Below are 25,761 nucleotides of genomic sequence, written 5' to 3'. Positions count from 1 at the left end.
ATTTCTAGCAATTTAAATTATAAGGGATACCTACTTTTTTTAAACTAAAAGTGTGCAATATCTGTGGCTCTTAAACAGTGTTATTAATTATATATATCAAAAAATATTTATAAAATAAAAAGGCTCTACCAATATAGTAATTGATAAAGCCTTATAATTTCAAACTAAATATAATTAATTAGATTTCTTTTTAAAAACTCCGCTGAATCCATAGCTTCCATTATTTTCAACTAAAACTAAAGCATCTGAACTTATAGGAGTTATATCTATCATATATGTACCATCAGCACCATAAACTTCTCCATATTGCATAGAATTTCCAAATATTTCACAATAAGGCTCAACATATTGATTTTCTGATAATACCATTTTATTAATATCTGTACTTTGAATATTAGTTACTGTTTGTCCGTTTATATCTTTAGTTACATTAATAGCATAGAAATAGAATGTTCCGTCATCATTTTTCTTTAATTCAATAGAAGCATTATAACCATTTGTATATACATTATCAAAATTATACTCGCTAATATCCCCTACTTCTTCAAGTTTATAGTCTGATTCTGATATTAACATACCCCTTGCTATTCTGTTGTACTCATCGAAAGTTACATCTGCTTTATTCTCATAAGGAAAATTATCAAAGTTAGGATTTTCTTTTACTTCTCTGTAATAGTAATTAGAGTAATAATTTTCTTTTTCCCATTTAACCATTATAGTTTCAATAGGATCGCCTTCATAACCTTGATAATTATCTTCATAAAGAATTCCATTTATTACAGAAAAGCCTCTATAATTTGTAGCTATATTGCTTGGTCCTTCTTTATATTTATCTTGTATATTATAAGTTTCATAATAATAAGCATTTGTTCCATCTTTTGAAGATTCAAATATCAAAAGAGAATCCATATATTCTAAATCTCCATTCTCCGTAAAAGTATATTGATAATCTCCGTCTATTACTATTTTATTTTTTACTTTATCTAAAAATGCAGCATCTGCTTGTGATAATATTTTTGTTGCTGGTATAGTTTCTGACTGTACTGTCTCATTTGTATTAGCAGTATTAGTTTTTGTGTCTGTTTTATTACCGCATTGAATTATAATTAAAGATATAATAGTGATTAATAAAAATATTTTTTTCATAAAAAAACCCCCTACAGAATATTGGTACAATATACTATAAAGCGATATTTATTTCAACAAAAAATTTTATAATAGGAAAAAATCAATTTAATAATCTTGCAACCAAAAGAGTGATATCATCAAATTGAGGAGTTTTTCCTCTGAATGAAATTGTTTCATTGACTATATCATCTAAAAGTTCTTTAGCATTATCATAATCATTTTTAAGAAGTTCTTTTAATCTTTCTTCTCCATACTCTTCTTCAGATTGATTGAAAGTTTCTGTTATTCCGTCTGTGAATAATATAATAGTATCAGAACTAGAATAAGAAATTTGTTTATTCTGATAAGTGGCATTTTCAATAAATCCTAAAGGCTTTCCATGAGTATGCAATTCATGTATAGAATCTAAAGTACTAATAGAATATTTCTTTATTAAGAATTGGGATAAATGTCCGGCATTAGAATATGTAATAGTTTTATTTTCTGTATCAATAACAAGAAGAAAACAAGTAACAAACATGCCATTATTAGAATCCTTATATATATGTTTATTAGTAGACTCCAATATTTTAGAAGGATCGTCCATTTCAGAAAAATAAACTCTTAAAATAGAACGAGTCATAGTCATAAAGAATCCAGCCCCTAAACCTTTTCCTGATACATCAGCAATAACAAGAGCATATTTAGTGTCGCTTATCTTTATATAATCGTAAAAATCACCGCCTACATTCTTACTAGGTATACTTACTGCCGCAATATCAAATAATCCATTGCTTGGGAATTCTTTAGGAAGTACACTTTTTTGAAGCTGTTCTGTAAAGTTAATTTCCTCTGTTAAAGATTCTTTTATTTTTGATTCTTCAGATAAAAGCACATGCATATAATTTTCACCAATCTGCTGAGCAAGCATTTCTAAAAGTGATAAATTACTTAAATTAAATGCTTTATTTATATTTCTTTCTGTAGCGGAAAGAAAACCTATAATCTCATCTTTTCCAATTATAGGTGCAACCATAAAACTATTTCTAGTATATCTAAGATTTTTATTAGGTCTGAATCTAATATCTCTATCTACATCAATAGAATAAACAGGCTTACCTGTACGAAGCACTTCAGAAAGAACATTGTCATCAACTGTTACAACACCATATTTAAGCACATTCTCATCAATACCAATGCCTGCCTTGAATTTGAAAACTCCATTCTCTTTTAAGATAACAGATACTCTATGTACTTCAAATGCCTCACAAACTATACTAATATTATCATTAAGTATTTCTTCTATAGTTTCGCATTTATTGATAGATATTGACATTTGATACAAAGCACCAACCTCATAAGCTCTGGACTGGGCTCTGTCATATACCATTTTATTAACTAAAGCTAAAGATACAAGATTGGCAAATAAAGACATTACAACCGTATCTTTTTCTATAAATTTGCCATTCTTTTTATTTATTAAAAATAAAGAGCCTATATTTTTCTTTCTAACTTTTAAAGGCACAAATAATATATTTTTTAATTCCTCGCCTAGAATCTCTTTCATAGGTATAAATGCAGAATCTTCCTGAGGATCATTGGAATATAAAGAGCAAGATGTAGTATATGCTCTTACTGCTAAAGGTTTTTCACAGTCTATAATATTTCCAAAAAATTTGCTTCCAAGAGGACCTATGGACATTTCATAATGCAAATTATATAATTCCTGATCTACTAAATATAATAGTATAGAATCTGTATACATTATAGTTTTTATTTCAGATATAATAGTAATCAAAGTTTCATCATGATCATTACTTGCATTCATTCTTTTTATAATTCCAGAAAATACTTCCAACTGCTTTTCCGGGTCGTCGACTATATCATATATATCCACAATTACCTCTAATATATTAGTTAGTATATACTATTTTATTATATCATAGTGTATTTTATAGTCAACTATATTTAATCTTTTTATATTTGAGAAATATACCACTTTTAATACATAAACCAATAAATAACAATATTTTAATAAAAAAATTAACAATAAAAATTATAGAAATATAAATAAAAATAATATAATATATTAACTATGAGTAAAGTATTGAAACAATCAAAGGCAGTTCTTGTTACTGCATTAATGTATAATGATATAGATATATATAATTCTGTATTAGAAAAACTTATTTATAATTTTGGTGAAATTGAAGTTATAAGTGATGAATATTTATTTTCACATTCTGCTTATTATAAAGAAGAGATGGGAGAATCTTTAAATAAAAGGTTTATAGTATTTAAGAATATGATAGAAAGAGATTATATAAGCGATGTGAAAAAAATTACTGACGGTATAGAAAAAGAATATTCAGATGAAAATAACAATAGAAAAATTAATATAGACCCTGCCATTCTAACATTAGAAAATTTCATTCTAGTTACAAATAAAAACTTCACACATAGAATATATTTAAAAGACGGAGTATTTGCAGATTTAACTCTTATATACAAAAAGAAAAAAGGTTATACAGAATTAGAATGGACTTATGCCGATTATTCAAGCGATGAAACAAAAAAGTTTTTAAATAAAATAAGAGAGCTTTTCTACAATAGACTTATAGAAAGCTCTCCATTCGGTTCTAATTGGAAATAATATTTTAAGAATCTTGTATACCAGAAATTCTTACAAACTCTTTATCCCATACACCTATATGTTCTATTAAGAGTTTAGCCAAAAGCTCTGAAAAATCTGTGGCTATCTGACGCCAATCGCTGCTTGATTTAAATGCTTTATATTGATCATCAATAGCTTTTTCAAATTTTCTATGTTCTTCAAAATGTTCTTTAATCTTATGATATTTATCTTTATTAGCAACCTGTATTTTTTGTTCTTCAGAGAAATGGTATTTAGTATAATTAATAGCACCTTTAAATGCTTCATCAACATCTTCTTTTACACCATTATATAAGGCTGAATGAACTTTATTAGCATATTCTATAATTTGTACATGCTGACCATCTATAGTTTTATTATGAGTATAATACTGATCAAGCCACTCTAATTTCTTAGCTCCTACTTTAAAGAAAGCCATAGCATTAGATAATTCTTCCATTTGTTCTTCAAGTTCTTTAGATGATTCATGCATAGATGAAACCAATGAACTATTGCCTTGAGTTTGAGCATCCATATTTGACATAGCATTATTTATACTATCTATACCTATTAGCTGTTCTTTAGTAGTATTAGCCATATCAGCAATAACTCTTGTAGTTTCTTCTATTTTACTTTCTATATCCTCAAATAAAGTTCTTGACATATTAGCAGAATCTGTTGCTTTTTTTACCTTCTCATTACTTTCTGTAATAAATGAAGTAATATTATTAACAGAGCTTTGAGTAGTTTGAGCCAAGTTTCTAACCTCGGAAGCAACAACTGCAAATCCTCTTCCTTGCTCTCCTGCTCTTGCTGCCTCTACTGAAGCATTTAAAGCTAATATATTAGTTTGGAATGCTATATCTTCAATGAACTTTACCAATCCGCTAATCTTCTGACTGTATTCAAATGCCTGACTAGTATTTTGAGCTGTTTCAGCAATAATACTTCCAGCTTCTTCTACAGCATTTCTTGCATCTATCATCATATCATTAATGATAGCAGCATTTTCTGCAGTTTTCTTTATAGTACTTGAAATCTCCTCTGTAGCTTCAGCTGTCTTTTCCAAATCTGATGCCTGATTCAAAGTTCTTGTAGCTAAATCTTTATTTGAATATGATAAAGAATAAGCTGTTCTTTTTGTTAAAGCAACATTTGAATTGGCTACATCTATAATATCTCTTATAGATGTTTTCATATTATCAAAACTTTTTATTAATTCTCCTGTCTCATCTCTTCTTCCGAAATATTTATTATTTACTTCAAAAGTTAAATCTCCTTTGGATATTAAATTAGCTAATCTTAAAGCCTCTTTAAGAGGAGATGTTAATCTTCTTGTGAATCCTACAATAATAATTGTTACAATAATTATTATAGCTATACCAAATAATATTGAGAATATAATAGTTCTTCCTAATGAAGAATATAACTCTTTTTCCAACATAGTTATTATAATATACCAATCTGTGTTATCTACATTATAATATGACATTAAATATTTTTGATTATCAGCACTATCCTTATAATGCATTATACCATTTTTATTTTTAAAAACTTCATCATAAGGAATATTATTTCCTGCAGTAGTTAAAATTTTAGTACTATCATTATGAGCCAATATTTTTTTATTGCCATCTATTATAGATATTCTTCCAGTTTCTCCTATTTTCACATTTAGAATATATCCATTAATTAAATCGCCCCAATCTACGTTTCCAGATAATACTCCTATAACTTTTCCTGTATTATCTTTTATTCCAGCCCATACTCTATATGTAGGATTTCCTGTGGCAACTGATTTACTTACGCTAGCCTCTCCGCCTGAATTATATCCGCTAGAAACAAACTTTTTCCAACCTTCATCATTTCTATCCATAGTTACATTATTAAGAATGCCATTTTCAGAATCTATTATGGCATTTCCATTTAAATCTAATAATATAAAATTAATGAATGATCTTTTAGATGTCTTAAAATATTTTAATGCCTCTTCAGCACTAACTTTTAAAGTTTCATCTTGAGTATTGAGTAAAAAATTTATTAATGCCTGAGAAGTAACAAAATTAGCCATAGAGGAATGATTATCTTCTAGCCAAAGATTAATTAAATTTCTATAAGAAATTGATGTAGATTCAAATCCGCTCTCAACAGCATCATCTATAGCTTTTGTACTAAAAAACAATGCCACACCAAGACTAAGTAATATAGATAAAACTATAGCTGTTATAAACAGCACAGGTATTTTAAATCTTAAACTATATATTTTCATAGTTTCTCCCAAAGTATATTATTAATTTTAATGTATAAATAAAATAATAACACTTATAAAAATAATTTCAACATAGAACATGTTTCTTACAAGTATTAATTATTAATAAGCATATAATATTCCATATCTTTTAATTAATTATATAATTAAAAGATAATAAAAGTTTTTTATATTACAAAATATTTTTATTAATAATATCGTATATAATATAAAATTTTATTACTATATTCCAACCATTTTTACAAATTCTTTATCCCAAACCCCAATATGCTGAATAAGCCACTTACTTAGGATATTTGCCATATCTAAAGCTGTATTTTTCCAGTCATTTGAAGTATTGAGTTCATCTATTTTTCTAGTCACCAAATTTTCGAAATTTCTATGCTGTTCAAAATGTTCTTTTATTTTTTTATACCTATCAGCATTTTCTTTTTGTAGTTTCTCTTCATCTGAAAAATGATATTTTGTATAATCCAATGTCATATTAAATACATTCTTTACTCTTTCAGCATCCTCTTCATATATAGCAGAATATATATCATTAATAAAATTTAATAATTTTTTATGCTGTTCATCTATATGTTCATTATTAGTATTGTAATTTTCAGACCAATCCAAATGATGAACACCTGTTTTAAAGAAACTTATGGCACTAAAGAAATTATTAGTTTGCTTTTCTAATTCTGATGAAGAATGTTTCATAAGCTCAACTAAATCGGCATTATCTTTAGTTTTGGCATCTATACTAAGCATAGAATTATTAATTTTAGAAACATCTTCCTGCTGTTTATTAATCTTTACAACTACATCTTTCATTATATTTGTAGTGTTTTCTATTTTTTTCTCTATTTCAACGAATAATTTTTGGGACATATTAGCGGAATCAGTGGCTTTTTTAATTTTATCATTACTATCTTCTATTAAAGAAGTGATATTCTTAGCTGACTCTGATGTATTCAATGCCAAATTTCTAACCTCAGAAGCAACAACAGCAAATCCTCTTCCCTGTTCTCCTGCTCTTGCTGCCTCTACCGAAGCATTTAAAGCCAATATATTAGTTTGAAATGCTATATCCTCAATTATCTTTATAATATCTCCTATCTTTTTACTGGATTCAAAAACAAGCTCTGTATTTTTAGCAGTATCAAATATTATAGAACCAGCATTATTTATTTCATTTCTAGCATCTATCATGCCATCGCTCATAGATTTCATATCATTAGTTGATTCATCTATAGAAAGAGAAATATTTTTCATAAATGATGTTGTAGCATTTATATCTGATGCTTGTGATATAGTTCTCTCTGACAAATCTTTATTTGAATAATATAAACTATAAGCTGTTCTTTTTGTTTGAGATATATTTGAATTTACAACTTTAATAATATCCTTTATAACTTTTTTCATCTTATTAAAGCTATTTAAAATATCTCCTATTTCATCTTTTCTATTCAAATGTTTTTTAGATATTACAGTAGTTAAATCACCATTTGCAATATTATCTGCCTCTTTAACAATCTCTTTAATAGGAGATGTGATATATTTTGAAAACATCCAAATCATAATAATAGATAAAAGAATCAAAACGGCAGCTATATATAGGATGTCTTAACATATTATTTACAGGATTATAAAGTTCACTTTCAGCTATAGTAGCAACTATATACCAATGAGGATATATTATAGGGCTGAAATACATCATATAAAGTTTATTATCATTATCTTTATAATGCTTAATAGATTTTTTTAATACAGTCATATCATCAAGAGCTTTAAAATCTTTTAAGCTGTTTAGAATTTTATTTTCATCTTTATGGGCAATGATATTTTTATCCTCATCAACTATCATTATATTTCCTGTATTTCCTATTTTAGCAAATGAAATATAATGCTTTATAAAATCTGACCAGTCAATATGAGATGATAAAACTCCTATAACATTTCCATTATTATCTTTAATATCAGCATACATTTTATAAACAACATCACCTGTTATTGAAGATTTAACAATTCCCATTTTTTCAGTTTGATTTTTATACAAAGAAAAATCTGCATCATAACCATTATTATAATTGATTAAAGAACCATTTTCCGAATCAAGAAGAACTTTGCCTTCTCTATTTAAAATTGTAAAATGCAATGATGCATTCCTATAATTTTTAAATCCTATTAGAGTATTGCTTGCAAGCTGAGTATTATACTCATCAGCAGATAATAAATAATTGACTATACTTTCATTAGTAGCAAAGCTTTCAATTATTGATTTTTGATGTTCTATCCATAGATTGGCTGTACCTTCATAGGCAGCAGCAGTAGTTTCAAATCCATTTTGAGCCGCTATATCAACAGACTTCAATGATATTAAAAACATTATAACTGTTATTACAAATATTGATAATGTAATAGAAAGTCCCATAATAAGCGGTATTTTAAATGTTAAACTATTAAGTTTCATTTTGTAACCCTTATTATAAAATTTGAACTACATTATATCATAATTGTAAAATTAAATCAAACTTCACATACAATCAAAATATTATTATATATTTTAATAAAATCAATATTTTTATGTTTATAATATTGTAAGATTATAAAAAATAAATTATTATTGATAAAATGAATAATATAAAAAAATTGGCTATACTTCATCCTACTTTTGGATATAACGGCGGTGCTGAAAATGTAATACTTGCATTCTCAAAATACTGTCATAGTTTAAATATAGAAATAACTATTTATACTTATAGATTAAGAGATAATATACCAAATTATATAAAACAAATAAAAACTGATATAAAATTAAATCCTTTTATATTTAATAAAACTTCCAAATTTCTAGCAAATGAATTAATAAATTATGATGCCGTTTTAATACATAATTTTCCAGCAACTATATTCTTTGGGCTTGCTTCAAAGTATGCACAAAAAAATAATATTAAACTTCCTAAAAGTTTTTGGTATTGCCATGAACCTAGCGTGAGACTTTACGGGCATGATGATGAAAGCTATAAAAAACTTCAAAAGACTTGGGATATAATTGCAAGATATACAATGTACTTAGATAGACTCGGTGTAAGTAAAATAGATTATATAATGTCAAATAGTATAAGAACTAAAGAAGCAGTAAAAAGAGTTTATGACAGAGAAGCTGAAGTGATATATCCATGCACAACTGATACAGAAAATATTATACCTATTAATGAAGGAAAGCATTTTGTATATGTGGGAAGAATTGAAAAACCTAAAAATTTAGAAAATGCCATTATTGCTTTTAAATCATTCATTGAAAAGATAGAAGATAAAGAATTAAAATTTATAATAGCTGGAAAAGGCAGACATGAAAATAATTTAAAAAAACTCACAGAAAAATTAAATATGAATAATAATATTATATTTAAAGGTTTTGTAAGCGATGAAGAAAAAAAAGAATTATTAAATAAAAGTTATGCTTTAGTAATGCCTGCTATAAATGAACCATTCGGACTTACTGTAATAGAAGCATTATACTCATCATGCATATCTATAATATCAAATAAATCCGGAGTATACGAAATAGTTAAAGATTTATCTATCAGCTGCAATATGGAAAATATAGACGAAATAGTAAATGCTATGTCATTAGCATATAGAGATAAAAATATAAAAAACAGTATCATAAACTCATCAAAATCAATATTAGATATCTTTACAGTATCATCATATAGTGAAAATGTAATAAAATATATAGTAAATCACTTGTAATATTTCTAATATGTATTATAGTTATAATTGACTATGTATCATTTTATAGTTAATTAGTTAGAATTTATTATGGAGAGATTATGAAAAATTACACATCTATACCTAGTGCTTTTTTTGAAACAGTTCATAAAATGCCTCAAAGCCCAGCCTATAGATATAGAGATAATAACGAAGAAAAAGTTACAATTACATATAAAAAACTTTATGATAAAGTAAATGCTATCGCTAAAGCATTCGATGTTAAAGGATTATCCAAAAAGCATGTTGCAATATTCTCAGAAAATAGAATAGAATGGTTTATATCCGATATGGCTCTTTTAGCATTAGGCTCTGCTGATGTTCCAAGAGGTATAGACTCTACATCCGATGAATTAAATTATATAATAGAACATAGTGAAGCTCAAGCAGTGCTAGTAGAAAATGAATATGTTTTTAAAAAGATAGAAAAACATCATAAAGATTTATCATTGATAGTTTTTCTTGATAGTTCTAAACATGATCCTGATAATAATATTTATTCTTTTGAAAAGTTTTTAGAGCTTGGAGAAGAAAGTTTAAATGGCGATGAAGAGTTCGCTATAAAAAAAGCATCAAAATTAACCAATGAAAGTACAGCAACTATAATATACACTTCAGGAACTACAGGAAAACCAAAAGGAGTTATACTTACACATGGAAACATACTTCATAATGTAAGAGTTCTTCCAGATATAATAAAATTGCAGCCAGGTGAAAAACTTCTTACTATACTTCCTATTTGGCATATATATGAAAGAACAATATCCTATGTAACAGCTATAACAGGTTGTTTTACAGCTATCACAAATAAAAGATATTTAAAAAATGATTTCACAGAAGAAAGACCTGATATATTTATTTCCGTACCTGCAATATGGGTTAATATATATAATACTGTAATGAAAAATATAGATAGGAAAAGTACATTCGCTAGAAATCTTGCCAAATTCTTAATAAAAAGATCTATAAAATATATAAGAAGCGTAAGATTTCAAAATGATTTAGTTTATTTATTAGGCGATGAACATAAAAGCGATAAAAAGTCAGAATATAGTATAGGTATGTTTGACCCTATTTATCATAAAATGGCTACAAAAATGGTATACAGCAAAATAAAAGAATTAACCGGCGGTAAAATGCGTCTTACTATATCAGGAGGCGGAGCTTTACCTATGTATATAGAAGACTTTATTGAAGCTGTAGGAATAAATTTAGTTGTAGGATGGGGTATAACGGAAACTGCTCCAGTTGTTACATTGAGATCGCCTTTCAAAAATTATAGAGGAACTTGCGGTGCTCCTGTGCCTGAGGTAAAAATAGAAGTTAGAGATAAAGAAGGAAATATTTGTGAAGATGGAGTTATGGGAGTATGTTATATAAAAGGTCCGAATATTTTCAAAGAATATTATAAAGACCCAGAATTAACTAAGCAGGCAAAAGTTGACGGATTCTTTAATTCCGGAGATTTAGGAACATATACTCAGCAGGGAGAAATAGTTTTAACAGGAAGAGCAAAAGAAACTATAGTACTTCTTACAGGGGAAAATGTAGAGCCTCAGCCTATAGAAAATAAAGCATTAGAATCTCCTTATATTTCTCAAATTATGCTTGTAGGACAGGATAAGGCTTCTACTGGTGCAATTATAGTAATAAATAAAGAAAATATAAAAGAACATTTTGATAAGCAAAAAATTCATTATGATGAAAAAACTCTTGCATCTTCAAAAGATGTTTATAAATTAATGAGAGAAGAGTTGGATAATTTAATTAATTATAAAAATGGATTCAGACCTTATGAAGCTATAGCTAAAATGATAATCACAGATGAAGAGTTTACAATAGAAAATGGGCTTTTAACTCAATCTTTGAAAATAAAAAGAGCAAATGTTATGGAAGCATATAAAGATAAAATAGATGCTTTATATGATAAAGTAAAATAATTCCTAATATATACTGAAATTTTTTAAGTTTGTAAAAATTAGTTTTTATATTTCTATTATTTTCGAGGACTAGCCACCGAACTCCCAGTTCTTTTGCGACTGAAAGAAGTGCCTATGGTATTGGCACAGGCGAAGCCCGCCTCACGAAGTGTGCCTACGGCAGGTGAATGGCTATATTTTAGCTTAAATTTAATAATTTATATTAGATATAAAACAAAATTAGTATAATTTAGTATTAATGTTACACTTCCACTTTTTGGTTCTTTTTGCGGCGGGAAAAAAAACAACAAAAAAATTACAAAGTTAAAAATTTATTTTTTTATAAAATATAGTTGTTATGTATATTTATAATTTTTGTACTCTCTATACAAATATTTAAAAAATTTATTTTTAATATATAATTAAAATAAAAATTTAGGAAAGTAAATAATGTTCATAACAAGCAAAAACACAATAGTTGAAGCCATTTCAAAAGATTTAGTTCAAACTTTATATATAAAATTTCCTGTTTCAAAAAGAGAAAAAGACATTATAAAATTGGCTGAAAAAAAGAAAGTGCCAATAAAAAATGTTGATAAAAATGAAATGGAAAAAATTGTAGGCAAAATTTATTCAATAGCTGCTGATATAAAAGAAAATGTTGAAATAGGTATAGAAAGTTTTATAGAAAAAGCATTTGAAAAAAGAGAAAATCCTTTAATATTTATATTGGATTCTATAACTGATGTTCATAATTTAGGAGCTATAATAAGAAATGCATACTTTTTTGATGTGGCAGGAATTATAATGCCTAAAGATAATTCAGCACCAATCAATGAAAAAGTTTATGAAATATCAGAAGGGGCTGCATATCATTTGCCAATATCCATAGAAACAAACTTAAATAGAGTTATAGATTTGATGAAAGATAAAGGCTTTTGGATATATTATGCAAGCGAGAAAGGAGAAACTTCATTAGAGGATTTTAAATTCAATTCTCCTACTGCAATTATATTAGGCAATGAGCATAGCGGAGTCAGAGATATATTGAAAAAAAATTCAGATGGAAGCGTTATAATAAATTCTGCTACAGATTTTGATTCTTTGAATGTATCTGCCGCATCTGCTATTATAGGTTATGCCTACTCTATTTATAAATAATATTATTAATTATATTTTATCAAATATTAATTAATATTGTTATATAATAATGTATATATTTATTTTTTTACTTGCAATAATAGTAAAAAAGTATATATTAAATATATAGGATATAAAATTTAAGGCATAATATATGGAGATTTAAAATGCCTATAGCACCTTTAGACTTGCAACAATTATATATGCAGCAATCGCATATAGGACGTATGGAGCATACAAGAATGGCTGCAAAAACTATTGCAATGCAGTCGGAAGATAGAGATATACACAGAGATTCCTATATAAAAGATTCAACAGTTGTAAAGTCTGAAAATATATCTGATGAAACTAGGGTTAAAGAAAAAAAAGATGAACAAAGACCCAAAGATCAAGGATATATGTCCTATAGAAAAAAGAATAAAAAAAGAATGACAGATGATACTGATGATAACAAAGGAAACAATACTATAGAAATAGAAGAGGTTTCAGCAACAGAGCGAACTAAAGGTTCTAAAATAGATTTTTTGGGATAATAAATAAGTAATATCTAATTATGCAAATTGTAATATCTGTAATCATTAATATAGTTATATTAGCAGTTACCCTACCGCTGTTTTATATTTATATAGTTTCTAAAGCTAGAGAAAGATTAGAAAAAGAAACTATGTCAAAAGCCAGAGAAGAAATAGAAGCATTGGTAAAAGAATTCAATAATATAGCTTTATCTAGAATATCAATATTGGAAGATTCTATAGTAAGAGCTAACAGATTGGTAAAAGAATTAAATAATTTACAAAATGGCAAAAAAGATAATAATATTAATAATACAGCTGCTATAAAAGAAGAAATAAAAACAGAAGAGAACACAAATAAACAAGAAGAAAAAAAACTTGATGTTTCAGTACAGGAACCTAAAAATACAGAATCTAATAAGAATGTTGTAATGAACAATGAAACTAAAAATAAAAAATTGGATGTAAGAGTAGAAGATGATAATATAAAAATAAACTCTAAAGCAGAAAAAAAAGAAAATACAGAAAAAATAGAAAAAGCAGAAAAGCAAGAGAAAAAAGAAGAAGTTGTTAAACCTAAACCTAAAAAAAATAATATAGATACTGCAGCTAAAGCAATAGATGATGAAGCAAGAAGAGAAGTTATAGAAAAATTGAGAAATAAATTAGACAGAACTATTAAAACAAATATGGCTATATATGATAAGCCTATTGAAGATAAAACTATAGCATTAGTTAATGAACCATTAGACAATACTGCAAAAGACTATAATAAAAATGATGATATAATTAAGCTATATAAACAAGGCTTAAGCAAAGAAGAAATAGCTAAAAAATTAAAGTGCTCCATAACTGAAATAGATATAGTAATAGATTTGAACTTAGATTAATTATTATATTTCACATTTTAATACAATAATTAATAATATAAAAAAACCGCTTATTAAAATTAATTAATAAGCGGCTTTTAAAATATATAGCAAACTTATGCGTCTGTTTTTACAACTTTCTTTTTATAAATTGTATCAACTATAACGCCCAAAGCATTATCGCCGGATACATTACAAGCTGTACCGAATGAGTCTTGAGTAATGTATAAAGCAACCATTATAGCACATAAAGGACTGTCTGGAGCACCTAATCCTACCATATAGAGGAAAGGCAAAGCTGTCATTATGGAACCGCCCGGAGCACCTGGAGAGGCAACCATAGCTATACCAAGTATAAGAATGAAAGGAAGTACTATAGTATAAGAAATAGGTATTTGATTCATTAAACATACAGCAGTAGCACATGCTGTAATTGTTATCATAGAGCCTGCCATGTGTATATTAGCACAAAGAGGTACTACGAAGTTTCTTATTTGTTCAGATATTCCGTCTTTTTCAGCACACTGCAAGTTTACAGGTATAGTGGCAGCTGATGACTGAGTACCTAAAGCGGTGATATATCCGCGTATTTGATTTTTGATAAGAAATATCGGACTTTTCTTTCCTATAGCTCCTGCAACAAAGAATACTATAACTAAATATATGAAATGCATTAATATTACAACTAAGAATACTTTCCACAATATTCCTAATATTACAAATGTTTGTCCGCTTTTAGTCATATTTACAAAAGTACCGCAAATATAAAGAGGCAGGAATGGTATTATTGAAATTCTTAAAGTTCTGTCTATTATATTAGATAGTTCACCGAAAGAGTTATACAAATAATCTCCCATTTTATTTTCACTTGCTCTTAAAGTAGAAATACCTAATCCTAATATGAATGCAAATAAAACTGCCGATAAAGTATCAAGTATAGGCGGAAATTTCAAAGAGAGAAAAGGCTCTAAAGACTTTCCTGCAGTTTCAGCTATTTTTTGAATATCTTCCGAATTCATAAAGCTAGGGAATAGATTATAAGCTACTGTAAAAGATGCCGTACCTGATATTAGAGTTGAAGCATAAGCCAATGCACATGTTACAGCCAATAAAAAACCTGAACCTTCTCTTAAACCTGCTATACCCATAGTTACATAAGCTAAAATCATCAAAGGTATTACGAAACTTAAATAAGAACTAAAAATTCCAGAAAGAGTAACGATTAATCTAGATATTACTTCTGGTATAAATTGCTGTCCAAAAAATATACCAAGCAAAATTCCAATAATCAGTCTTGGAACTAGACCGAGTTTAAATTTTTTTTCCATTAGTTTCTCCTAATTAATAGTGTATATTATATAGTATATACAAAAAAACTAATCTGTAAATAGATAGTACATTTTTTTAATTATTTTATATATAAAATGCTATTTAATATATACTACATTACTATATACAATATTTAAAAAAGATAAAAAATCACTATAAATAATAATTTATGTAAACAAAATTCTCATAAATGTAAAAATATACCTAATTATTCTTTAACAACTAAATCAGATGTACAATTCGGACATTTTACTGCATTAATATTTATAGTTGAACAGCAATAAGGACAAATTTTTTCTTTATCTGCTTTGTCATCTTTCTCTTTTTTAATAGCTTTTTCCTGTATTTTATTGAATAATTTTATTATTATAAATAAAGATAAAGCAGTTATTATAAAACTTATTATAGTATTAATAAATACACCCACTCCTATTACTACAGCACCCGCATTTCTAGCCGCTTCTATAGAATTATAATTGCCAATAGCATCAGTACCTTTTTTTATCACTATAAATATATTGGAAAAATCTATACCGCTTAATATCATGCCTATTGGAGGCATTAATATATCATCTACAAAAGAATTAACTATCTTTGTAAATGCTGCACCAATAACCAAACCTACAGCCATATCCAATATGCTTCCTCTCATAATAAATTTTTTAAACTCTTTTATCATAATAAAATCCCAATAATATTTTTTATTATATTATATATTAAAAATAAAAAAGAGGCAGTATAAAATACTGCCCCAATTTTTCAATAAACCTCGTATATATATTTTATAAATCAGTTTTCTATTTTATTATCTGTAATAATAGTATCTCATTCTGTAGCTGTTTAATTGTGCTAATTGTTCATCTGTAAGAACATCCAAAACAGCAACATCTTTTTCAATTCTAAGATAATCTATCTCTTTTTCTAAATCTTTCTTTTGATTGATTAAATCTTTTATTAAGTTTAAATCAATATCAATTTTTTCTCTTTCTAATTTGAATTTATAATCAATATTTCTTTTTTGATATTCTAAATCATTGATTTTTAATTCATACTCATAAAATATTTTGCTCATTTCATCGATTTGCTGATCTGTCAAATATATTCCAGCATTTCTGCACATTCTGTATATATCACCTCTTGCTCCAGGTCTATGTCTAGGAGTTGGAGGAACAGGTTCTCTATCTCTAGGAGCTGGAGGAACTGGCTCTCTATCTCTTGGAGCAGCTTCATATCTGTATCTAGGTTCCTTAGCTGGATCTGCTACAGGAGGCTGTGCAAAAGCAATTGATGATATTAAACTAATTATAAAAAGTGATAATAATATTTTAGTTTTCATTTTAAATCTCCTTAAATAAAAATAATAATTTCTAATTTCTATTTGCTTTATTAGACGTGCTTTTTTCATAAAAGTTCCCAATAAATATAAAAAAATTATAAAAGTATTGATAAAAACATAATATTATTATATAGTAATACTCTATAGCAATATTTATTTTAAGAAGGTTATAATTATGGAAGTATATGATATAGAAATGATAAGAAATTTTTATAAGGGATATTCTAATAAAATTAATAATATAAAATCTAAATTAAACAGAAGTTTAACATTATCTGAAAAAATTTTATACGCACATTTATATAATGAAAATGATATAAAAGATTTTAAAAGAGCTGAAGATTATGAGGACTTTAGACCAGACAGAGTTGCTATGCAGGATGCTACAGCTCAAATGGCACTACTTCAATTTATGAATGCTGGAAAAACTTCTTCTGCAGTACCAGCAACAATACATTGCGATCATTTAATAGAGGCTTGTAAAGGTGCTGAAGAAGATTTAAAAAACGCAATTAATACAAATAAAGAAGTTTATAATTTTTTGGAAAGCGTTGCTAAAAAATATGGACTTGGTTTTTGGGAAGCAGGATCTGGAATAATTCACCAAATAGTTTTAGAAAATTATGCATTCCCAGCAGGTATGATGATTGGAACTGACTCACACACACCTAATGCCGGAGGACTTGGAATGCTTGCTATAGGCGTTGGCGGAGCTGATGCAGTTGACGTTATGACTGGTATGGAATGGGAATTAAAAATACCTAATATAATAGGGGTAAAATTGACTGGCTCATTGAATGGCTGGGCTAGTGCTAAAGATGTAATATTAAAATTAGCAGGTATTTTAACTGTTAAAGGCGGTACTAATTCTATTATAGAATATTTCGGAGAAGGTGCTTCTACCCTATCCGCTGCTGGAAAGGCTTCAATATGTAATATGGGTGCTGAAGTTGGAGCTACTACTTCAATATTCCCTTATGATAATAATATAAAAGAATATTTAATTTCAACAGGACGTGAAGAAATTGCAAAACTTGCAGATGAAAATATTAATAATTTAAAAGCTGATGAAGAAGTATATAATAATCCAGAAAAATATTATGACAAAATAATAGAAATTAATTTGTCTGAATTAGAACCATACTTAAATGGACCATTTACACCAGATGCAGCTTGCACTATAAGTGAGTTTGCTAAAAAGGTAGAAGAAAATAAATATCCTACAGCTATGGAAGTTGGCTTAATAGGTTCTTGTACTAATTCATCTTATCATGATTTAAGCAAGGCTGCTTCTATTGCCCGTCAGGTAATAGAAAAAAAATTAAAAGTAAAATCAAAAATAATAATAAATCCAGGTTCTGAAGCCTCATATAATGCTGCTTTAAGAGATGGCATAATTGATGATTTCAAAAAAATAGGTGCTGTTATAATGACTAATGCATGCGGACCTTGTATAGGACAATGGAACAGACAAGAACCTGATAATACAAGAGCAAACTCAATAGTAACATCTTTCAATAGAAACTTTGCTAAAAGAGCAGACGGCAACCCTAATACTCATGCATTCGTCGCTTCTCCTGAAACTGTAATGGCTTTGAGTATAGCAGGAGATTTAAGATTCAATCCATTAAAAGATACTCTCACTAATGAAGAGGGAAAAGAAGTAAAACTTGATGCACCTGTAGGAATTGCTTTGCCTAAAAATGGACTTAGCACAGAAAATAAAAAAAGACAAAGCAGTCCAGATAGTAAAGTAGAAATAATAATAGATAAAGATTCAAAACGTTTGCAATTATTAAAACCTTTCGATAAATTTAATATCAATGATTTTAATAATATGCCTCTACTAATAAAAGTTAAAGGAAAATGTACAACAGACCATATATCTATGGCAGGACCTTGGTTAAAATTCAGAGGACATTTAGAGAATATTTCAGATAACATGTTAATGGGTGCTGTTAATTTCTTTAATGATAAAACAAACTATGTATTCAATCAATTAAATAACAATTATGAAGAAGTTTCAAAAACAGCAAAAGAATATAAAAATAAAAATATATCTTCTATAGTAGTAGCAGAAGAAAATTACGGAGAAGGTTCAAGCAGAGAGCATGCTGCAATGGAGCCAAGATTTTTGAATGTAAAAGCAGTTCTAGCTAAAAGTTTTGCTAGGATACATGAAACTAATCTAAAAAAACAAGGTATGCTTGCAATAACTTTTAAAGATAAAGAAGATTACAATAAAATACAGGAAAAAGATAAAATAACTATATTAGGACTTGATAATTTCAAACCTAAGCAAAATATTACTATTAAAGTCGTTCATGAAAACGGCAGTGAAGATACATTTGAAGCAGTGCATACTTATAATGAAGCACAAATTGAATGGTTTAAAAATGGAGGAGCATTAAATAGTTTAATGAAAAATTAATTATAAAATTGTTAAGTGCTGACATTATTGACAATAAATAATAAATATTTAAACTAAAAATTTTATTAAAAAATATATATTATAAATGATGATTAATTTGAACTTATCAGCATGCAAATTAATCATTAATAATAAAATGTATTTTAGCTTTATAAAAATTGGAAATATTGGTATAATAAAATTATGAATGGAACAAGAAATATTAATGTATTAAATGATTATTTTATGAGATATTTATTCTCATCTGCCAACAGTAATACTATACTACTTGACTTTATTAATTCTATAATGCTTGATTCTAACATGAAAACTTTTAGAGAAGTAGAAATTCTTACGCCATTCAATTATAAAGAAAACTATGAAGATAAAGAAACAATAGCAGATGTAAAATGTATAACTCAAAATGGAACTGTTGTTATAATAGAAATTCAGCTTCAAGGAAATTCAAGATTTCCAGAAAGAATACTTTATTATTGGGCATCTAATTATAGTAAACTTCTAAAGCATGGTGAAAAATACGATGTTTTAACTCCAGTAATTAGTATAAATTTACTTAATTTTAATTTAGATGATGCTGATAACATTCATTCCTGCTATATGATTTATGATACTTTTAATCAAAGACTTCTTACAGACCATTTACAAATTCATATTATAGAAATAAAAAAGTTTAAGTCTAATTCATTAGAGCCTGATTTAAATTGCTGGCTTAAATTTTTTACTATGAATGAAAAAGATGATAAGGAGGCAATTATGTCTGAATTAGTTAAAGAAAAAACTATAATGGAAGAAGTACAAATAAAATATAATAATTTTATAAAAGATAGACTTATGATGAATGAATATGATAAAAGACAGGCTTATTTATATGGTAATCAAATAATGTTGGAAGAAGAACGAAGATTGGGAAAAGAAGAAGGTATTAAAGAAGGTATTAAAGAAGGTATTAAAGAAGGTATTAAAGAAAACCAAATAGCAATAGCAAAAAATATGAAAAATGATAAAGTAGATGTAAATACTATATCTAAATATACAGGTTTAAGCATAGAAGAAATAAAAAATCTGTAGAACTATTAATATAAAAAATATCATAAAACATTTATAACTTTAAATATATTATTTTTAATATAAATAGCATTTATAAAAATAAAAAGTAATTAATAATAGGATTTCAATATGAGTAAAATAGAAATGAAAAACGGTAAATTAATAGTACCAGATAATGTTATAATTCCTTTTATAGAAGGGGACGGAGTTGGTGCAGAAATTACACCAGTATCTCAAATGATTGTGAATGAAGCTGTAAAAAAAGCATATAACGGCAAGAAATCTATAGAATGGCTTGAGGTGCTTGCCGGAGATAAGGCACAGCAAAAATTAGGAACTCCTCTACCTGATGAAACTATAAATACTTTTAAAGAATATCTTATAGGTATAAAAGGACCTTTAAATACTCCTGTTGGTGAAGGTATGCGTTCTCTTAATGTGGCACTTCGTCAAACTTTGGATCTTTATGTTTGTTTAAGACCTGTAAGATGGTTTAAAGGTACTTCTTCACCTGTAAAAGAACCTAATAAAGTTAATATGGTGGTATTCAGAGAAAATACTGAAGATATATATGCTGGTATAGAATGGAAAACAGGAACTGAAGAAGCTAAGAAATTTTACAACTTCTTAAAAAATGAAATGGGTGTAAGTAAAGTAAGATTCCCAGAAACTTCATCTTTCGGAGTTAAGCCTGTATCTGAAGAAGGTTCTAAAAGATTAATAGCTTCAGCCATTGAATATGCTATTGAAAATAAACTTCCTTCTGTTACTTTAGTTCATAAAGGTAATATAATGAAATTCACAGAAGGCGGATTCAAAAAATACGGATATGAACTTGCTAGAAAAGAATTTTCTGATAAAACTTTCACTATGGAAGAATATGCTGAAATAAAAAAGGAATTAGGTGAAGATAAAGCAAAAGCAAAATTAAAAGAAGCTAAAGAAAGCGGAAAAATAATAATAAAAGATAATATAGCCGATGCATTCTTACAAAATACATTATTAAAACCTGAAGACTATTCTGTAATAGCTACACTAAATCTAAACGGTGATTATATATCTGATCAATTAGCAGCTATGGTTGGAGGAATAGGAATAGCTCCAGGCGGAAACATTAATTATAAAACAGGACATGCTATTTTTGAAGCTACTCATGGAACAGCACCAGATATAGCCGGAAAAAATCAAGCTAATCCTTGTTCATTAATACTTTCTTCTGTTATGGCATTGGAATATTTAAATATGAATGAAGCTGCTAATATGATAATAAATGCATTAGAAAAGTCATTTGAAAGCGGTTATGCTACTAAAGATTTGGCAAACTTTATGGATAATGGAAAGCCTCTTGGTACTAAAGAGTTTGGAGAAAAAATTATTTCTCTAATATAATTGATTCATAATTATTTTTACACGTAAAATATACATTATATTTTATAAATCAAAATAAATTTATAAGGAGTTTATTATGAAAAAAGAATATCTACTTTATAAACTATACGATCATTCCAGTAAACGTATAAAAATTGATAGCGAGCTTTTTCAAAAATATAATGTGAAAAAAGGGCTTAGAAATGAAGACGGAACAGGGGTACTTGTAGGACTTACTAATGTAGGTGATGTTGTAGGTTATGAAAAAGATGAAAATGGAAATGTATATCCTATAGATGGTAAATTATACTATAGAGGTTACAGTATTAATGATATAGCTGAAGACATATTAAAAAATAATCGTTTTGGATATGAGGAAGTTTGTTATTTACTTCTTTCTGGTAAACTTCCAGATGAGGAAAGGCTTCAATCCTTCAGAGATCTCATAGCTGAAAATATGTATTTAGATAAAAAAACAATTATGAATATCATTGATTTGGAAGGACAAAATATTATGAATATTCTTTCAAGAAGCGTACTTGAAATGTATATTCATGATCCTAACCCTGAAGATTTATCATTGGATAATTTAATGCTTCAGTCTATACAATTAATAGCAAGATTCCCAGCAGTTATTGCTTATGCTTATAACATGTATAAATATAGTGTTAATCAAAAGTATTTAACTATAACACTTCCACAACCAAAATATTCTATAGCAGAAAATTTCTTGTATATGCTTAAACAAGAATTTAGTCCTTTAGAAGCTAGAATGCTTGATTTACTTCTAATACTTCATGCTGATCATGGCGGCGGTAATAACTCTACATTTACAGTACGTGTTACAAGCTCATCAAGAACAGACACATATTCAAGCATATCTGCCGGTATTGGTTCTCTTAAAGGTGATTTGCATGGAGGTGCTAATGCTAAAGTAATGGACATGTTTATTCATTTAAAAGAAGTAATAGATAATTGGGAAGATAAAAATGAAATAGATGATTATCTTACAAAAATGCTTAATAAAGAAGCTTATGATCATAGCGGTTTAATTTATGGTATGGGACATGCCGTATATACTTTATCAGACCCTAGGGCGGTTATATTAAAAGACTTGGCTAGACAATTAGCAAAAGAAAAGAAAAAAGAATGCGAACTTCAATTCTTAGAATTAATTGAAGAAAGAGCTGTAGAATGCTTTATGAAAGTAAAAGGAGAGAAAAAAAGAGTATGTGCTAATGTTGACCTTTATTCAGGATTCATATACGACATGCTTGGAATACCTAAAGAAATTTATACTCCTTTATTTGCTATGTCAAGAATTGTTGGTTGGTGTGCTCATAGAATAGAAGAGCTTAATTTCGATGACAGAAGAATAATAAGACCTGCTTATAAAAATGTTATAGAACCTCAAGAGTTTATAAGCATGGATAAAAGATAATAAAATATAATTTCTAATAAAGATTTTTAAAAGGAGTTTTATTTTATATAAGGCTCCTTTTTTATGTAGTTTAAATTTATATTCATTTGAATATTTATTTTAAATTAAAAAAATAATAAAAAAAGAGACTTAAAAAGCCTCTTTTTTTATTTCAATATTTTACACTAACTCTAAATATCCAATTTTTCTAATATAAGAGTTAAATCTTTTTTATCTATTACAATATTCGCTTCTTTTTTTAGAATCTCTTTAGCACAGAAAGCAGCTTTATTTTTAGAGTATTTAAACATACTCAAATCATTAGCCCCATCTCCAACAACTAAAGTATCATCATAAGAAATATTTAAAAGCCTCTGCAATGTTAAAAGCATATTTCCCTTGCTGTCAGAAAACATCATCTCTCCGCCAACTTTTCCTGTAAGCATATCATCTTTAACATGAAATATATTTGAAAACTCTGCATCTAAATTTAATTTCTTAGCAAATGGTATAGTAGCATTTTTGAATCCGCCAGAGAAACATACGCATTTATAATCTCTTTTATGAAGCTCTTCAATAATTTCTTTTGCTCCGTTCATTATAGGAAGCGAATTGCAAATTTCATTAACAGTTTCTAATTTTATTCCTTTAAGTAAAGCTACCCTACTTTGCAAACTCTCAAAGAAATCTAATTCTCCTCTCATTCCTCTTGCTGTAATTTCAGAAATCTCTTTAGCAAAATTAGTTTCCTTTGCGATAATATCCAAAGTCTCGCCGTCCATTAAAGTAGAATCAAAATCAAAAACTGCTAATTTCATTTTTATTTATCCTATTAATTATAAAGTATATTCTGCTGTAAGTCTTACATATTTAGGATCTTGAACGCCTTCTATATTAGAAATTTTTGTTATAACATCATTTCCAATAACTCTATCAACGTTTATTGCCATTATAGATGTACTGCTTCCTTTAATATTTTCAGATACGCTCATTGAACCAATATTGATTCCATCGCCTGAAAGAACTGTTGCAACTTTTGCTACCATAGCAGGCTGGTTTATATGAGGTACTATCAATATATGAGGCTGAGGCTTGATTATAACATCATAATCATTGAACTTAACTATTCTAGCAATATTTTTAGCTATCAATGATACTGATACGCTTGTTGTTTCTTTATCAGTTGTCAATTTTACTTTAAGTATGCTTGTGAAAGTTGAAGGAGCTTCAGACTTGATGGTTTTTACTTCAATACCTCTTTGTTTAGCAAGATAAGGAGCATTAACATAGTTAACATCTTGGAACATATAAGATAATGCACCTTTTAATATAGCAACCTCAAGAGGCTGAATATCTAAATTAATCAAATCACCCTGAGCTGTTATTTCAAGAAATTTTATTTTTCCATTAGCTGTCTGCATTATCATTTCGCCTGCATTCTCTGAAATTTTCATGTAATCTTTAACAGGCTCTAATTTTTCAGGATTAAGAGAAGGTATATTTACTGCTGATTCAGTATATCCTCCAGATAGTACCTGTTTTATCTGTTTAGCAACATCTAAAGCAACATTGATCTGTGCTTCTTTTGTACTAGCTCCAAGGTGAGGAGTAAGTATCAAATTATCTTTTTTATATTCAACTAAAGGACAAGTTTCTATTTTAGGCTCATTTACAAATACATCCACTGCAGCTGCTGCTATAGTACCATTTTCTAAAGCATTTTTTAAATCTTCTTCATTAACAAGTCCGCCTCTTGAACAGTTAATAATTATTGCAGTATTTTTCATTTTGCATAAATTATCTTTATTTATGATATTATTTGTTTCAGGAGTTTTTGGTATATGAAGTGATAAATAATCAAGTTTAGGTAAAAACTCATCTAAAGAAGTTTCATAAACAGCACCAGCTTTCTGAACTATTTCTTCTGTAGCAAATGGATCATACACAATAACTTTCATTCCAATAGCCAAAGCAATATGAACAACCTTTCTTCCTATTCTTCCAAATCCCATAACACCCAAAGTTTTTCCTAAAAGCTCATTACCTGTGAATTTATCTCTGTTCCATTTAGCATCTTTAGTAGATACTGCAGCAGGTACTATATTTCTTGATACTGCAAGCACTAATGCTATAGTATGTTCTGATGCTGCAATAGTATTTCCGTCAGGAGAGTTTACTACTATTATACCTTTTTCTGTAGCAGCTTCAACATCTATATTGTCCACTCCTACCCCCGCACGTCCTATGATTTTTAAATTCTTTCCAGCTTCTATGATTCTTTTTGTTACTTTAGTTTGGCTTCTAACCATCAAAGCATCATATTCACCAATAACTTTAACTAATTCATCTTCACTCATAGTAGGAAGAAATACAGCTTCAGAAACATCAGCTATTATATCCTTAACGCATTCATTTACCTTATCAGTTATTAAAACCTTCATTATAATTTTCTCCTTTTATTACTATGCTCGAAAAATCCTATAAGCCCCTCGATAATGAATTATCGAGGCGGATTTTTCTCGCTTCTTTTATTACTATGCTCGAAAAATCCTATAAGCCCCTCGATAATGAATTATCGAGGCGGATTTTTCTCGCTTCTTTT

General features: G+C 27.7%; 20 protein-coding genes. 10 read left to right on the top strand and 10 right to left on the bottom strand.

The window, feature by feature from the left end:
• Positions 1-174 precede the first annotated feature (174 nt).
• Entirely contained in the window at positions 175-1,146 is a 972-nt protein-coding gene (locus tag Q0K19_RS11865; protein WP_297248208.1) for a hypothetical protein, read from the bottom strand.
• Positions 1,147-1,228: 82 nt separating this feature from the next.
• The gene (locus tag Q0K19_RS11860; protein WP_297248206.1) at positions 1,229-3,004 is read right to left on the bottom strand and encodes a SpoIIE family protein phosphatase; all 1,776 of its coding nucleotides are present in this window, start codon (positions 3,002-3,004) and stop codon (positions 1,229-1,231) included.
• Positions 3,005-3,202: 198 nt separating this feature from the next.
• Between Q0K19_RS11860 and Q0K19_RS11855 the strand changes: the two genes are divergently transcribed.
• Positions 3,203-3,760 carry a DUF4416 family protein gene (locus Q0K19_RS11855; RefSeq protein WP_297248204.1) on the top strand — a complete coding sequence of 186 codons (558 nt, stop codon included), beginning with the start codon at positions 3,203-3,205 and terminating at the stop codon, positions 3,758-3,760.
• A 4-nt stretch (positions 3,761-3,764) separates the two neighbouring features.
• On the opposite strand, the gene Q0K19_RS11850 is transcribed toward Q0K19_RS11855, so the two are convergent.
• The 3 genes from Q0K19_RS11850 to Q0K19_RS11840 all read right to left on the bottom strand — a co-directional run bounded on the left by Q0K19_RS11850 (position 3,765) and on the right by Q0K19_RS11840 (position 8,484).
• Positions 3,765-6,029 carry a methyl-accepting chemotaxis protein gene (locus tag Q0K19_RS11850; protein ID WP_297248202.1) on the bottom strand — a complete coding sequence of 755 codons (2,265 nt, stop codon included), beginning with the start codon at positions 6,027-6,029 and terminating at the stop codon, positions 3,765-3,767.
• A 222-nt stretch (positions 6,030-6,251) separates the two neighbouring features.
• Positions 6,252-7,583 carry a bacteriohemerythrin gene (locus Q0K19_RS11845; RefSeq protein ID WP_297248200.1) on the bottom strand — a complete coding sequence of 444 codons (1,332 nt, stop codon included), beginning with the start codon at positions 7,581-7,583 and terminating at the stop codon, positions 6,252-6,254.
• Entirely contained in the window at positions 7,552-8,484 is a 933-nt protein-coding gene (locus Q0K19_RS11840; protein ID WP_297248198.1) for a cache domain-containing protein, read from the bottom strand. The genes Q0K19_RS11845 and Q0K19_RS11840 overlap by 32 nt, the downstream gene beginning before the upstream one ends.
• A 161-nt stretch (positions 8,485-8,645) precedes the next feature.
• On the opposite strand from Q0K19_RS11840, the gene Q0K19_RS11835 reads away from it, so the two are divergent.
• The 5 genes from Q0K19_RS11835 (at position 8,646) to Q0K19_RS11815 (ending at position 14,249) form a co-directional block, all read left to right on the top strand.
• Entirely contained in the window at positions 8,646-9,770 is a 1,125-nt protein-coding gene (locus Q0K19_RS11835; protein ID WP_297248197.1) for a glycosyltransferase family 4 protein, read from the top strand.
• 80 nt (positions 9,771-9,850) lie between these two features.
• Positions 9,851-11,728 (top strand): long-chain fatty acid--CoA ligase, encoded by a 1,878-nt coding sequence (locus Q0K19_RS11830; RefSeq protein WP_297248194.1) that lies wholly within the window; start codon positions 9,851-9,853, stop codon positions 11,726-11,728.
• A 429-nt stretch (positions 11,729-12,157) separates the two neighbouring features.
• Positions 12,158-12,868, top strand: coding sequence for a 23S rRNA (guanosine(2251)-2'-O)-methyltransferase RlmB (gene rlmB, locus Q0K19_RS11825; protein WP_014487713.1), 711 nt, complete (start codon positions 12,158-12,160; stop codon positions 12,866-12,868).
• A 146-nt stretch (positions 12,869-13,014) separates the two neighbouring features.
• Positions 13,015-13,380, top strand: coding sequence for a hypothetical protein (locus Q0K19_RS11820; RefSeq protein ID WP_297248191.1), 366 nt, complete (start codon positions 13,015-13,017; stop codon positions 13,378-13,380).
• Positions 13,381-13,400: 20 nt separating this feature from the next.
• Complete coding sequence (locus Q0K19_RS11815; protein WP_297248189.1) at positions 13,401-14,249, top strand: hypothetical protein; 849 nt, start codon at positions 13,401-13,403, stop codon at positions 14,247-14,249.
• A 95-nt stretch (positions 14,250-14,344) separates the two neighbouring features.
• Here Q0K19_RS11815 and Q0K19_RS11810 read toward each other — a convergent pair whose 3' ends face one another.
• The 3 genes from Q0K19_RS11810 to Q0K19_RS11800 form a co-directional block, all read right to left on the bottom strand.
• Entirely contained in the window at positions 14,345-15,556 is a 1,212-nt protein-coding gene (locus Q0K19_RS11810; RefSeq protein WP_297248187.1) for a dicarboxylate/amino acid:cation symporter, read from the bottom strand.
• A gap of 209 nt (positions 15,557-15,765) precedes the next feature.
• Positions 15,766-16,236, bottom strand: a complete 471-nt coding sequence (gene mscL, locus Q0K19_RS11805) for a large conductance mechanosensitive channel protein MscL (RefSeq protein ID WP_297248185.1) — start codon at positions 16,234-16,236, stop codon at positions 15,766-15,768.
• Positions 16,237-16,362: 126 nt separating this feature from the next.
• Entirely contained in the window at positions 16,363-16,893 is a 531-nt protein-coding gene (locus tag Q0K19_RS11800; protein ID WP_297248183.1) for a hypothetical protein, read from the bottom strand.
• Positions 16,894-17,068: 175 nt separating this feature from the next.
• Between Q0K19_RS11800 and Q0K19_RS11795 the strand changes: the two genes are divergently transcribed.
• The 4 genes from Q0K19_RS11795 (at position 17,069) to Q0K19_RS11780 (ending at position 23,180) form a co-directional block, all read left to right on the top strand.
• Positions 17,069-19,324, top strand: a complete 2,256-nt coding sequence (locus tag Q0K19_RS11795; protein WP_297248181.1) for an aconitate hydratase — start codon at positions 17,069-17,071, stop codon at positions 19,322-19,324.
• Between the two features lie 183 nt (positions 19,325-19,507).
• Positions 19,508-20,392, top strand: coding sequence for an Rpn family recombination-promoting nuclease/putative transposase (locus Q0K19_RS11790; protein ID WP_297248179.1), 885 nt, complete (start codon positions 19,508-19,510; stop codon positions 20,390-20,392).
• Positions 20,393-20,500: 108 nt separating this feature from the next.
• Positions 20,501-21,760 (top strand): NADP-dependent isocitrate dehydrogenase, encoded by a 1,260-nt coding sequence (gene icd, locus Q0K19_RS11785; protein ID WP_297248177.1) that lies wholly within the window; start codon positions 20,501-20,503, stop codon positions 21,758-21,760.
• Between the two features lie 76 nt (positions 21,761-21,836).
• On the top strand, positions 21,837-23,180 hold the full coding sequence (locus tag Q0K19_RS11780) for a citrate/2-methylcitrate synthase (RefSeq protein ID WP_297248175.1): 1,344 nt from the start codon (positions 21,837-21,839) through the stop codon (positions 23,178-23,180).
• Positions 23,181-23,350: 170 nt separating this feature from the next.
• On the opposite strand, the gene serB is transcribed toward Q0K19_RS11780, so the two are convergent.
• Positions 23,351-23,977 carry a phosphoserine phosphatase SerB gene (serB, locus tag Q0K19_RS11775; protein WP_297248173.1) on the bottom strand — a complete coding sequence of 209 codons (627 nt, stop codon included), beginning with the start codon at positions 23,975-23,977 and terminating at the stop codon, positions 23,351-23,353.
• A gap of 18 nt (positions 23,978-23,995) precedes the next feature.
• Positions 23,996-25,600 (bottom strand): phosphoglycerate dehydrogenase, encoded by a 1,605-nt coding sequence (gene serA, locus Q0K19_RS11770; protein WP_297248171.1) that lies wholly within the window; start codon positions 25,598-25,600, stop codon positions 23,996-23,998.
• Positions 25,601-25,761 lie beyond the last annotated feature (161 nt).

Origin of the sequence: uncultured Brachyspira sp., from assembly GCF_944393015.1 — a bacterium.
Classification (GTDB): Bacteria; Spirochaetota; Brachyspiria; order Brachyspirales; family Brachyspiraceae; genus Brachyspira.
The sequence above is the reverse complement of the archived record's forward strand: the minus strand, read 5'-3'. Positions and strand labels throughout refer to the sequence as shown.